Raw genomic sequence first — 13,763 nt, 5'->3', positions numbered from 1 at the left:
TCATCAAGATTAACCCCATGAAAGGTTTTCTTGGCCTGCATATCCGCATTCCGGCTCTGCATAGATTGGAAATAGAGGATTGTGATTCGTCCAGACATCAAGGGTGTCCGACGATTTTAATAGGTAGAAGCTTGAGCATGGGGGTGAAGCTTTGGATGAACATGAGGAGTGTGGAAGACCACATATCACCTTGTCGATGATCGTTCGTAATGAGGAGAATCGATATCTCAGGCAGGCATTGGAGACACATCGTCCCTGGATTGATCATGCGGTAATTATTGATGATGGGAGCACGGATGGAACGGTTGCGATGTGCCGGGAACTTCTGGAGGGCATTCCACTTGTATTGATAGAGAATCCTGCTTCACGTTTTGCAGATGAGGTGAGTCTCAGAAAGCAGCAGTGGGCGGAGACAGTAGCGACCAACCCCGAGTGGATTTTGAATCTGGATGCGGATGAGATTCTGACCCGTGACTTTGGGGCTGTACGCGATCTGTTGCTCAGTGGCAATGAAGATGCGATCTATTTCAGATTGTTTGATATGTGGAGTGAGACGCATTACCGGGAAGACGAGTTCTGGCAGGCGCATGCCTATTATCGACCATTCTTAATAAGATATCACCCGGAAATGAGTTATGAATGGAAAGAAACCCCTCAGCATTGTGGTCGCTTTCCGTTAACGATCCAGCATTGGTCCTATGGCTGCCATGTTCCCCGAGTGAAGCACTATGGTTGGGCGCGCGAAGAAGACCGCATCCGCAAATATGATCGCTATCAAGAACTGGACCCTGAAGCAAGATACGGTTGGAAGGAACAATACGAATCGATATTGGATCAAGAGCCACGGCTGTTGCCATGGTCCGAATATGGAGAGGGGGAATGAACACGTTGAGGAAAGATCAGGTACGCTCATCGCAAGAAGAATCCATACCTCAATTAGAATCCAATCTTCAAGTAGAGCCGAATTCACACGAGAAAGAGAATCAGAAAGAGAACCAACATGAGAACCAGAAAGAGAGCCAGAGTGATCATCGACCGTCCAGACGTTCTGCAAAATCGAAAGATACCCGTCAATCGGAAAAACCTCAGGAGCAATATCAGGAGCAATATCAGGAAAAAATTCTGATCGCCAGCCCTGTTCGTCAGACCGTTGCGGTGCTGCGTGAATTCCTGGATTCTCTGGATGCACTGGAACGGACGACGGTGAAGACGGATTATCTGTTTGTTGACGATAACGAGGAAGAAGCGGCGTCGAATATGTTGCGTGAATTTGTGCTTCAGCACGAAGGGACGGTTATTCAAGCAGATGAACATGACAGCGGTAGTCCTGACAACAAAGGCGTGTACACCAAGGATGAGGGAGGCCACTATTGGCAGGATGAACAGATTTGGCGCGTAGCCGGTTTGAAAAATCGCATTTTGCACTATGCGCGCGACAACCAATACGATGCAGTTTTCCTGATAGATTCTGACTTGGTGCTGCATCCGCGGACGCTGGAGCAACTCGTATCGAGTGGCAAAGACATTGTATCCAATATCTTTTGGACCCGCTGGCAGCCTGATGCCAGGGAAATGCCGCAGGTATGGCTGCAGGATGAGTATGCTTTGTATCGCCGTGGTGGCAAAACATTAGACGGAACCGAGACGGAGGACGAGGGTGCACAAACGACTGCTTTTCTGAGCCAGCTGCGGATTCCGGGTTGTTATGAAGTTGGAGGGCTAGGGGCGTGTACCCTTATTCGCAAAAATGTTCTGGCAGCCGGGGTTTCGTATGACCAGATTCCGAACGTATCTTTCTGGGGCGAAGATCGTCATTTCTGCATTCGTGCTCAGGCACTTGGTTTTCGCTTGTTCGTCGATACACATCTACCGGCCTACCACATCTATCGTTTGTCTGAATTACCTGGGGTATCTGCTTTTAACCGTAGGGCCAGAAGAGGAGAGCAGACGATCAGTATTACGTTATGTATGATTGTGAAAAATGAAGAGGCTTCCCTCGCCAGATGTCTGGACTCCGTCAATGGGATTGCCGATGAGATCGTGATCGTCGATACAGGTTCAACCGATCATACCCGTCAGATCGCAGCCAGATACACGGAATGTATTGTTGACTTTAAATGGGTGGATGACTTTGCAGCAGCTCGTAACTTTGCCTTCGATCAGGCGAAAAGCGAATATATTCTGTGGCTGGATGCCGACGATGTGTTCGAACCGGAAGATCGCGCGAAGCTGATTGCCTTGAAACGTTCGCTGGACCCGACTGTCGATAGTGTTACGATGGATTACAATCTGTCATTCACAGCAGATGGAAAAGTAGCCTACAGCTTGCGCCGGAATCGTCTGGTGCGTCGGGATCGGCAATTTCGCTGGATTGGTGCGGTGCATGAATACCTGGCTGTAGCAGGCAATCTGCTGCATAGTGATATAGCGGTTACCCACAAGAAAGATAAAGAGTATACCGATCGAAATCTGCGGATTTATCGCAAAAAGGAGCAGGCCGGAGAGGATTTCTCGCCGCGTGATTTGTACTATTTTGGCAATGAATTGAAGGACCATGGACAGCTTGAGGATGCGGTAAAGTACTATGAGAAATTCTTGGATACCGGGCTTGGCTGGGTGGAAGATCAGATCGCTGCTTGCCAGAAAATTGCCGATTGTGAAGCCGCGCGTGAACGTCCCGAACAGGAAGTCACGGCGTTGTTCCGATCGTTTGCGTATGATTTACCGAGAGCCGAGATTTGCTGCCGATTGGGTGGGTATTTTGCCGACCGTGAAGATTATCGCAAAGCGCTGTTCTGGTACGAACAGGCCACTCGGGCTGTACGTCCCGATGATCCAATGGTGGTACTGAATGAAGCAGCCTGGACCTGGATGCCGCATCTGCAACTATGTGTGTGTTATGACCGGATGGGCAACCGTGCGAAGGCCCGTGAACATAATGATATCGCACTTGCGTATCATCCAACGCATCCAAGCATGTTATATAATGATCGTTACTTTAAAGATTTGGAGAAGGATAACGTATTGGAAAATGCTTAGTATTTTCGGCCGAAATCTGCCTCTTTCGTGGAGTTAATGGGTGAATTAATCCCGTTTTCCATGGAGAGGTTTTTTTCGTTGTGGTGAAAATACTTCATAGTGTACGTGGAACAATCATTCACTTAGAAATGGATTAATGTATTCCACCCAGGAGAGGATATGCTTTACAATAATAGTAACGGAAAAGCGGTGAACATGATTGCCTGTCTTCGGCTGCCGAATTGATGAACAAAGGGGAACTGGATATGAATCTGACGGAAGTACTATTGGAGTCGAGGCTGGTCGCGATTGTGCGTGGCATTAGCCGTGAAGCGGCAGTAACAGCTGGACAAGGCATGACGAGTGGTGGCATCCGATTAATGGAAGTCACACTGAACACGCCTGGAGCACATGATATTATTACAGACTGGCGTGAGCGACATGAGGGTAAAGCCTATGTTGGAGCAGGTACCGTATTGAATGTGCACATGGCCAAGGAAGCAGTCGCTGCAGGCGCACAATTTCTGGTGTCCCCCAATGTCGATCTGTCTGTAATTGAATATGCTGTAGAACATGGTGTCGAGATCTGGCCTGGAGCCATGACACCAACGGAGATTGTCGCTGCACATGAAGCGGGAGCACGTGTTGTGAAGCTGTTTCCAATGGCGAGTCTGGGCATTCCATATCTGCGGGAGATCAAAGCTCCACTGAATCACATTCCGCTGCTGGCAACAGGTGGCGCAACTCTGGAGAACATTGCTGAATATTACGCAGCAGGCGCTGCTGCAGTGGGTCTGGGAAGTGCACTTTTGCCACGAGAAGCCCTTGCCTCAGGAGATCATGAGCAGATTGCAGCTTGCACTCGAAGATTTGTGGAAGCAGCGAAGGAGTAGGCACAGGTAACGGACGAGAGTTACGTAGATTTGGGTATATGTATGAAGGTGTCTTTAGAACAATTTTAGATTAATCGTTATCATAAAAACCGATGTCGTTTAACGTGCCGTTCATTCTATTGTCTTATAATGGGTGTATGCCAGAAGCCGGAGAGGAGAGATGCCCTGTGAAAGCTAAAACAATGATAGGTGGCATGCTCGCCGTGGCCGCAGTAACGGCAGGTGGATTATGGAAGGCGGCGGTGAAGAGCCAGACACCCAAGAAAATTCCAATCACCCTGACACCCCCAATGCCATTTGAAGATGTGACCTTCGACAGTGGTGGAGGTCGGGTGCATGGCTGGTTCATCCCGGCCAGAGCGGACATTCCGAAGCCATGGCCGCTTATTATTATTGCCCATGGTTGGGGCTCAAATCGCTCCCGTGTTCTTCGTTATGCACGGCCGATCTGGGAAGCAGGATATGCCCTGTTTATGTATGATGTCCGCAGCCACGGGGCCAGTGATCCGGTTCGTGCTGCATCTGCCTATTTGTTCCGGGATGATCTGCTGGCGGCATTGCAGTATACGACCGCACGACCGGAGATCGATCCGGATGCCATCGGTGTGCTTGGACATTCTTTGGGTGGACTGGGCACGATTCTTGCGGTGACGGAAGGCATTCCTGTATCAGCGGTGATTACCGACTCCATGCCATCGCAATTTGAGGTTATTGTTAGTTCAGAGCTGAGACGTCGGCGTCTGCCCCTGTTTCCACTGGCCCAGTTAATTCCAAGAATCTGGTTCTGGCGGCTTGGTGAATCTCTGAAATCCTATCGTCAGCGTGAACCGGTGATGATGCTCAATGAACGGCGCAGGGGAATGCAACTGCCGATGCTTATGGTGCACTCCAAGGGCGACAACTTCATTCCCCCGAGTGAGCTTGAATATTTTATGTCCAAAGCCGATCCACCAGTAGAACATCTATGGGTCAACAGCGGAGGACACAGTTGTTCCGAGGAAGACCCCGCCTTCTGGGATACCGTTATTCCATTCTTGCAAACCCATGTCCAAGGTCGGTCGAAGTCGAACGATTCCACTATTGTGAGCAGTTAAACCAGGTAGAATCAGGCCTACATAAGAGTGCAGGCTAACAGAGAGAACGCCAACGTCGTTGGCGTTTTTTTTGCTGTTATGAACAATATGCAGAAATTCACATTTGTAAAATTGCCCCGAAAACGACCATTAAAAAGGAAGCTTATGGTATCATAGGATAGACTGGCAATATTCATGCGAGGTTATTTGCTATGCATCTTTGTATGAAATTGAAGGGAGAGGTCCAGATTTGAGTTTGAATTGGAAGTTTAATGTACGTTTCAAAATGTTCACAGTCAAAGCTGCAACGGCAGCGATGGCAACACTGTTACTTGCTTCGCAAACACCAGGTTTTGCAGGCAGTGCATCAGCCGCGCAAGCAGAACAGTTGACTGAAGCGACAACGGGGGAAAATGAACAACTAGACGCAACGAGCAATGACGTGCCCGAGGGAGCGAAAATCTCATCCAGGCAAGCCAGTGAAAATATACTGAAGCTATTTCCTTTGTTAAAGAAAGCAACGATCTCATCTGCACGATTCGATTCACCTAATTCTTATCCACCGCCAGACTACAAGGCATGGGAGATCGGGTTCCAGATTACGCAAGGCAATCATACGTCAGGATTCAGTGCAACCGTACATGCAGGCACAGGGGAAGTGTTAAGTGTACATTTGCCGTCGGATGTCATGGATAAGCAGATCTCGGCATCGGATGTTAAGCTAACCAAAGCTGAAGCCGAAGAGAAGGCTGTGGACCTGTTGTACCAAGCGATTCCAGGTCTGAAAGATACAGAGTATGCTCCGCTTGGAGATCTGTATTCTTCTATTGAACAACAGTCATTATTCGGCAGAACAGAGTATCGATACGGTTACCAGTTGAAGCATGACGGGTTATTATCTGACGCAGAGACAGTCTACATAAATGTGGATGAAAGTGGTTTGGTGACAGGTTACTCACGAGGTACTACCTCAGCTAAGTATCCTTCATCGAAACCGGCAGCTTCGGAAGAGAAGGCGAGACAGCAGTTTGAAGAACAGTTCGATGTGGAGCTGGCCTATATCTCCAAAGATCGTCTGTCTTCCAAACAAGGTCAGCAGTATTATCTTGGCTACACACCAAAGACTATCAGTATCGTTCCGATTGAAGCCAATACGTTGGAACGGATTAATACATTAACCGGTAAAGCTGTAGATGAAGATTCTTTGCAGCAGGATACGAAGCTGAAAAGCGATGTAACTCCGTTTGTCCCGGCCAATGGGACGAGGTTAAATGTACAGCAGGCCGCCAATCGGGTGGCTACGAACTTTGATATTCCTAAGGGCTACAAGCTGGAGCACAGCCAATTAAGCAAGGGATTATATGCAAGTCCGAACAATCAGGTATGGAGTCTGAGCTGGAGTGATCGAAGTGCCAATATGTCCTATATGTTCATGCGGGATATCTCAGCACAGGTAGATGCAGTTACTGGACAGATCTACAGCTATACGATGATGCAACGAATGGGACCACAGATGGAGCAGGAGAAGCCAACTGAAGAGAAGGAAGGCAAATGGGTAAACCGAAAGCAGGCTGAGAAACTGGCGATGGACACGGTCATTGCGCTAGTTCCAGATGCAACGGAGCAGTTCCGCCTATCTAACGTCATTGAGGTAGATGATGCACGTACCTTTATGTTCCAGCGTTACCTGAACGGAATTCCGGTTAAGGATGACACGGCACAAGTACAGGTGCTGAACAACGGAACGATTAACGAATTCTATACACGTATTGCCGCAACGCCTGAACAACTGCCAGCAGAGAAAGAACCAGCTATCAGTTACGAAGAGGCAAAGGCAATCTATCTGAAAGAGTTCAAGCTGGTTCTGGCGTACTCTCGTTACGGTGGATGGGGTATGAACAGCGGTGAAGTCATCCCGGTGGGAGTTAACCTAGCTTATATGCCTACACGAGATGAAAATTCGATCTACGGCAACTATGAAGTGCTGGATGCTAACACAGGAAAATGGACGTTGTTATACGGGGATACAAGCTCTGCAACTAAGGCGGATCCTACGGATATTTCCGGTCATGTCGCCGAAGTAGCTCTTCGTAATATGACACAACATGGCGTATTGCTCGCTGATGAGCAAGGACGTGTATTCCCGGATCGTGTGATCACCCGAGGGGATTGGTTTAACTATTTAGCAAGAGCCATTAATCCAAATATGGATATGTACTATAGTGGGGACGGGGATGACAAGCTGTATGCCGACGTTACACCTGACAGTCCGTATTATAAGGCGATCAAGGTTCTAATCGATCAGCGCTGGCTTGCCGGAGCGGACCCTGAACAGAATTTGAATCCGCAAGAAGAAATGACGCGTGAAGAATTGGCTGTGCTGCTCGTACGTATATTACGCTATGAGAAGCTGGCTGGATTTTACACGTTGCCATCGGATCTTCCCAACATCGCGGATGCCAGTGCCATTACGAGTAAGGGTGCTGTTTCCCTGAGTTTGAAGCTTGGATTGCTTCCTTCCATTGAAGGAAGATTCATGCCAGCACGCAAAGTGACGGTAGCCGAAGCCTCACAGGTATTGGAACGGCTAGCGAAGCTTCAAGGGAAGACAGATACATTTATGAGTGGTAATCGTCTGTATTAAACGAGGAATCGTGTATATCATGCCCGTGTGAATCATAGGATGAAGATAACGGGTAATCGTGTTTCATTGAACTGAAGATCAAAGGGACCTTCCATAGAAGGTCTCTTTTGATTTGCTTTGACAAAACTAGAAGAATGACGACAGAGCCTTTTGTGATACAATAGGGCGTGAGAACTTTGCAAAGAGGGGTGGGTTCCTTTCATGGGCAAGAACGGGAAACGTATTATTACCATATTGCTGGCAGGCTGCCTGATTGCTGTAGCGTTGCCACGCACAGTTGATCTGGATCAGCTGTATGCCGCATCGGGAACATCAGATATCTCTACGACTACGGATCTGCGCCAGACCTTGCTTACAGCAATGTCACAGCGAACGGAGGAACTTGTTTTTACATACAAAGGCAATGTGAAAGGCCTCAAAAAACAATTGCAAACCTCCATCGATGAGGCAATGAAGAGTGACCCCTATATTCAATATACCGTTAAAAGCTATGCATTTAACTATAAAGGTTCCAATGTATCGGCCGAAGTACATGTGACTCTCTCCTACCGGGAGACCAAGGAACAGACCGATTATGTGAATCGTAAAGTCACGAACGTGTTGAAAGAAATCATCAAACCCGGCATGACGGATCATGAGAAGGTCAAGGTCATCCATGACTGGATTGTGCTTAACCTTTCCTACGATACCTCTCTGAAGAAATATACAGCCTATGATGGGCTTGTTACAGGCAGTACCGTCTGTCAGGGATATTCACTGCTGGCATATCGGATGCTGGAGCGAGTAGGTATCGATAACCGGATTGTAGAAGGTACAGCGGGTGGACAGCTTCATGCCTGGAATATCGTGAACCTGGACGGCAAGTGGTACCACATGGACACCACCTGGGATGATCCTACCCCTGACCGCAAAGGTAAGGTGAGCCACAGCTATTATTTGCTGAGTGATGATGAGATGGCACGTGACCATATCTGGACAGGCAAAAGCAAGTACCCTGCTGCGCCTGCCCCGTATCGGGAAGCTTTACTGAAGCTGGTGAAGGCCGGAGATAGCAAAAAGGCTGCCTATCAGAAGCTGTACCATGCTCTCGACTACTCCCTGTATGATGAACAGGATGCCGTTAAAGGCCATGCTGCGCTGAAGACCAAAGTTCAGAGTAAGCTGAAGGAAGGCGGAACCTCGCTGACATTCAGGTACAAGGGTACGGAGGCTGGGCTGATAGAAGATTTGCAGGATTTGTACCAGCTTGGCATGAAATCGATATCCTACTATGTGTCCAAAATGGAAGGTACCACAGATCTACGTGTCAAAATTAACTGGACGTTATAATCATTGTGTTGAACAGGATGCTCCGTTTGAGGAGTGTCCTTTTTTTCGTCCAATTTTGTGTTCAATAACGAGGGTTTGGGCATTGTCTATTTTTTGTATATGTCGCTTTGCTATTCTATTCTTCGGCGTATGCCAACACTACGTACGAGGAGGATATGCAAAAAATGAGGAAAAAAGTGAGCATAGTGATCATTGCTCTGTTACTGGTCACGCAAATGATGCAGGGTTGGTTATTTACACCGATCATGCATGCTCAGGATGAAATGACTAATTTGCCAGCAAGTGCAATGAGTGATACAGCATCAGAAGAAGGTTCCGCAGATTCGGGAGATGTGGACAACGTTGACGTTGCTGTTACTCCGGAAGAAGAGGAGGAGGGGAACCTCAACCAGAGCAGTTTAGCCATAACAGCTGCAGGCCCGGTGATCACAGACCAATTGATTACCAGTGTGCAGATGTACAATCAGGCACCGGAAGACAATGGGAACGGCACAATTGAAATAAAAGGCGATAAGATCGAGGATATTCGTCCACGCATTCAGGATGAAGTGGCTGTAGTCTTTACATGGGGACTTGCAGATGACACTCATAACTATAGCGATGGCTCCACGTTCACTTTTAACTTGCCGGATAAATTCATCATTGGATCACAGCTTAAGGGCAATCTGGATGGCGGTGTTGGGGAGTATGTGGTGAATACAGATGGCACAATCATCTTTACTTTTAATGAACTTATCGAGCAAGCGAAGCTGGAAGGCAACTTCTACGTGTGGATTAAGTTCGATGAGAGCAAGATGGATGATGGTTTGAAACAAAAAATTGACTTTAGCTCTGTAGGGCAAGGCATCATTGATGTGCACTTTGCCAATACAGCCACAGATAAATTAAAGAAATCGGGAATCGCAAACAAAAATAATTTCAACTCCGATGAAATTAAATGGACAGTAGATTTTAACCAAGGCGAGAAGGCCATGAAAAATGCTGTTCTTACAGATACGTTGCCAGCAGAACTGGAACTCGAGGGCAATATTGAAATTCGGGAATTGGAAGTCCAACTGAATGGAACTGTAAAAGAAGGTCCAGGGGTTCGAACAGAATCGCAATTTCCAATTCAATTGGGAGACACGGATAAGGCATACCGTGTAACCTATACGACGAGTGTTAAAGCGCCGACCACTGCTCCGTTCACCAACGTGGAGTATGAAAATCAGGTTGCGCTTACTACGGATCAGAGCGAGCATAACGAAACGGATATTGGCCGAGTTCGTGTGAGTTTTAATGAGCCTTTGAACAAGTCAGGGCAAGATAGTGCGTATGATCCCGTGACACAGACGATTACATGGAAAGTACAATATAACTATAATCAGCAAGAAATCATGCAAACGAATGCATGGATTGAAGACCGCTTTGATACGGCAAAACAAAAACTGATCAACAATTCCGTCAAAGTGTATCAAGTGGAAATTAATGCGAGCGGAGCGGCTTCGAACAGAACGCTGGTCAATCCGAATGAATACACACTTGAAGCGATGAATACAGGGTTCGATGACGGCTTCAGATTACATTTTAAGAACGATATTACAAAGGCCTATGAGATCGAATATGACACACAATCCATCGCCCGCGTCTACACGAATGATACCATTACGAACACAGTGAACATGTATGATGGTACTTCAAAAACAGGCCGGAAAGACATTCAGGAAGTCATTTTTGCAAAGAGTGTAAAAAGTGAAAACTTCAATATAAAAGAAATTGAATGGCAGATGGTGTTGAACCGTGATTTGCAGGATATGACGGATATCGTCATCACCGATCATTACGAAGGCAGACATATGAAACTCATTCCGGGCAGTCTTCAAGTGAGTGGTGTTAACCAAGACGACTTCGAACTGATTCCAGACCCGGCTGACTTAACGTATGAAAAAGGATTCTCACTTCGCTTGAAGGACGGCGTCACGCTTAGTACGGAGCATGTTATTACTTATAAGACAAGCTTCGATCCGACAGCAGGTATGCCAACGGATGATGAATATCGCAACTCGGCCAAGATCGATTGGGAAGAGTCTGATGTAAAACAGACTGCGATTACAAAATCTGCTGTGGTCAAACCGCAGGACTACACGATTCAAAATGGTAACAAGAAGGGTGAGTACAGCGCCAAAGATAAAACGATCACCTGGACAATCGATGTAAACTACAACTTGTTTGATATTCAGGATGCAATCCTCAAGGATGCTTACACTGGAGACCAATCTTTCGTAGAGGGCTCATTGAAGGTTCATGAGTTAGAATTACAGGGAGCCAATAATGTTACTGCTGTAGGTAGCGAGGTACCACTCACACCAGGTCAATTCCAGCTGAACCCGGACGGTAAAGGTTTTACGTTGGATCTGGGTAACATGGGCAAAATGGCTTATCGCATTCAGTACCAAACAAGTCTGGATGGACCATATTCTGTCCTAGGCGCTTATGCCAACCAGGCTGTTCTGACGGACGGTGAGGGCGGTGCAATTCGATTTAATAGATCAGCCAGTGTTACACCTGCCCACGGTGGTGTATACGTGCGCAAAACAGGGAAGCAAGAAGGTACAACGGATAAAGCCTCATGGACGGTAAATATTAATCCAAGTCAATCTTATATTCCTGCGGGTACTCAATTAACAGATACCCTGTCGGAGAACCAAATTTTATTGGCTGATTCATTGAAATTATATGCAACCAATTTACCTGCCAACAATTCAGGCAATGTATCCACCAAAGCTGGACTTGTTGATCCGGCTGATTATGAATTGGATGTGGAGGGCAATACATTTACCTTCACCTTCAAGAAAGATATCCATACTGCATTCATTTTGGAATATCAGTCTTATATTAATGCCGATCATGGCGCCCGAATTGGGAATAAGGTTGAATTTGCAGGCCAATCTTCCTCGGTAATCGGAGAAGGTAATCAGTCGGGAATCAAAGTTTCCTTGGCTGGAGCCGGTGGAGGAGCCTCCACAGGTCTGGGCAAGATCAGAATCCACAAAGTTAGTGATACAGGACTTCCGCTGGAGGGTGCAATATTTGCAATCTATAATGCGTCTGGAACTACGCTTCTGGAAACATTGAAACCGACGGACGAGAATGGAGTGGTTGAAAGCTCCAGAAACTATCGATTGAACAATCTGACGAGTGGCTTGCCATACAAATTGAAAGAACTATCTGCACCGGCAGGATACTTGGTTGATCCGGAGTATGGCGCTGCTTCAGGCAAAACGATTGAATTCAAGGATGCGGATATCGCCTTTGAAATTGAAAATAAAAAGATTCGTCAAGGCTTTGAGTTAACCAAGGTAGATGCGGTGGACTCCTCCAAGACACTTAAGGGTGCAACTTTCGAATTGTACTCCAAGGACGGCGCAACCCGAGAGAAAATCGATGAGTTATCGACAGGAGAAGATGGGAAGATCGCCAAAGGAGGACTTTTGCCAGGGGATTATGAGTTGGTAGAAGTCGTGTCACCTGAGTTTTATCAATTGGATGCTACACCAATTCCGTTCACGATTGCAGAGAATCAGACGGAGATTATTACAATGACGAAGTCTAATGCAATGGGGACGGGAGGTAAACTTGTCGTTACCAAAGTAAATGCCAAGGATCAATCTGTATTAAGCGGAATTGAATTCGAACTGCGTGATCCTTCCAACATTGTCATCGATACGAAAGTAACCGATCTGAATGGGGTCATTGAATTCGACGGTTTGGACTATGGCACATATACATTGGTAGAGACGAAGGCAGAGGGTTTTGTTATTGAACAACCTGAGACGCTAGTATCTATTACCAATCCGGATACCCAACTGACCATTGAAAATAAAGAAAATGATCGTTCTGTAAAACTGATTAAGTTCAACGCAAGCAGAACCCAGCATCTGCAGGGAGCTGTATTTGAATTACGTGCTCAAACTGCATTGATGGACGCAAATGGGAATTGGGTGTTCCATAAGGTAACAGGTCTGGATGAAGCGACATTGACCACCAATCAACAAGGTGAAATTGTACTTGAAGACTTGGATATCAACAAATATCAGTTGGTTGAGATAAAAGCACCTAACGGATATATCTTGGACACAACCCCAGTATCATTTGAAATTACGAGTACACAAACCGAAGTTGTAATTGTGGAAAAAACAAATCAGGCTATGCCGGTATCAGGTGGATCGAGTGGACCTTATAATCCGGGAACACCTAATACGGGTGTAACGCCGCCAGATCCGGATAAACCAACAACACCGGAACCGGAAACACCAGGAACGTCTATCCCAGGCACTGTTGTTACTGAACCTACAGAACCTTCAGAACCTGAAGACGGAACCGAAATTCCAACAGATGAAGATAACGGAGTAGCTCCTCCTTCACCTGGCGTTTCGAACGGTGATAACACTGCACCTCCAGCTGGGGATACAGAGACACCGGATGGGGATAGTGCACTAGCTCCTCCTGCTGGAACGGACACAGATGGATCACAGGGCAATGAAAATTCTGCATCACAGCAAAACGGAAATTCTGGATCACAGGGAATGCTGCCACAAACAGGTGAAGAAAGCACACTGGCTTACACTGTTGCAGGCATGATGCTGATGGCATTAGGTAGTGCGGGATATATGTACTTCCGCCGCAGACAACAGCTGCAGCGCTAGATCGAAACACGCAGTATAGCAGGTTCATCGTGGTTAGATAAAAATACCCTCTAGCAATCACTACGAAGACTTAGAGTCAACGTGTGAATATGCCAGAGGGTATTTTTTTGGATGAACCTTA

General features: G+C 46.8%; 7 protein-coding genes. All 7 read left to right on the top strand.

All coding sequences use genetic code 11. The features are described from left to right. Positions 1-151 precede the first annotated feature (151 nt). The 7 genes from FS628_RS25835 (at position 152) to FS628_RS25805 (ending at position 13,642) form a co-directional block, all read left to right on the top strand. Entirely contained in the window at positions 152-883 is a 732-nt protein-coding gene (locus FS628_RS25835; RefSeq protein ID WP_260871195.1) for a glycosyltransferase family 2 protein, read from the top strand. Positions 884-1,968: 1,085 nt separating this feature from the next. Continuing rightward, positions 1,969-3,039, top strand: a complete 1,071-nt coding sequence (locus FS628_RS33495) for a glycosyltransferase family 2 protein (RefSeq protein WP_145325930.1) — start codon at positions 1,969-1,971, stop codon at positions 3,037-3,039. A 245-nt stretch (positions 3,040-3,284) separates the two neighbouring features. Beyond that, positions 3,285-3,911 carry a bifunctional 4-hydroxy-2-oxoglutarate aldolase/2-dehydro-3-deoxy-phosphogluconate aldolase gene (locus FS628_RS25825; protein ID WP_145325823.1) on the top strand — a complete coding sequence of 209 codons (627 nt, stop codon included), beginning with the start codon at positions 3,285-3,287 and terminating at the stop codon, positions 3,909-3,911. Between the two features lie 167 nt (positions 3,912-4,078). Then, a complete protein-coding gene (locus FS628_RS25820; RefSeq protein WP_260871193.1) occupies positions 4,079-5,005 on the top strand; it encodes an alpha/beta hydrolase in 927 nt (308 codons plus the stop codon). A 229-nt stretch (positions 5,006-5,234) separates the two neighbouring features. Next, the gene (locus FS628_RS25815) at positions 5,235-7,628 is read left to right on the top strand and encodes an S-layer homology domain-containing protein (RefSeq protein ID WP_145325822.1); all 2,394 of its coding nucleotides are present in this window, start codon (positions 5,235-5,237) and stop codon (positions 7,626-7,628) included. A gap of 201 nt (positions 7,629-7,829) precedes the next feature. Beyond that, complete coding sequence (locus FS628_RS25810) at positions 7,830-8,957, top strand: transglutaminase domain-containing protein (protein WP_145325821.1); 1,128 nt, start codon at positions 7,830-7,832, stop codon at positions 8,955-8,957. A 164-nt stretch (positions 8,958-9,121) separates the two neighbouring features. After that, entirely contained in the window at positions 9,122-13,642 is a 4,521-nt protein-coding gene (locus tag FS628_RS25805) for a collagen binding domain-containing protein (RefSeq protein WP_186327969.1), read from the top strand. The last annotated feature ends 121 nt before the right edge of the window (positions 13,643-13,763 follow it).

This window comes from Paenibacillus xylanexedens (assembly GCF_007676705.1).
GTDB lineage: Bacteria > Bacillota > Bacilli > Paenibacillales > Paenibacillaceae > Paenibacillus > Paenibacillus xylanexedens_C.
This window is presented reverse-complemented; position numbering and strand designations above follow the sequence as displayed.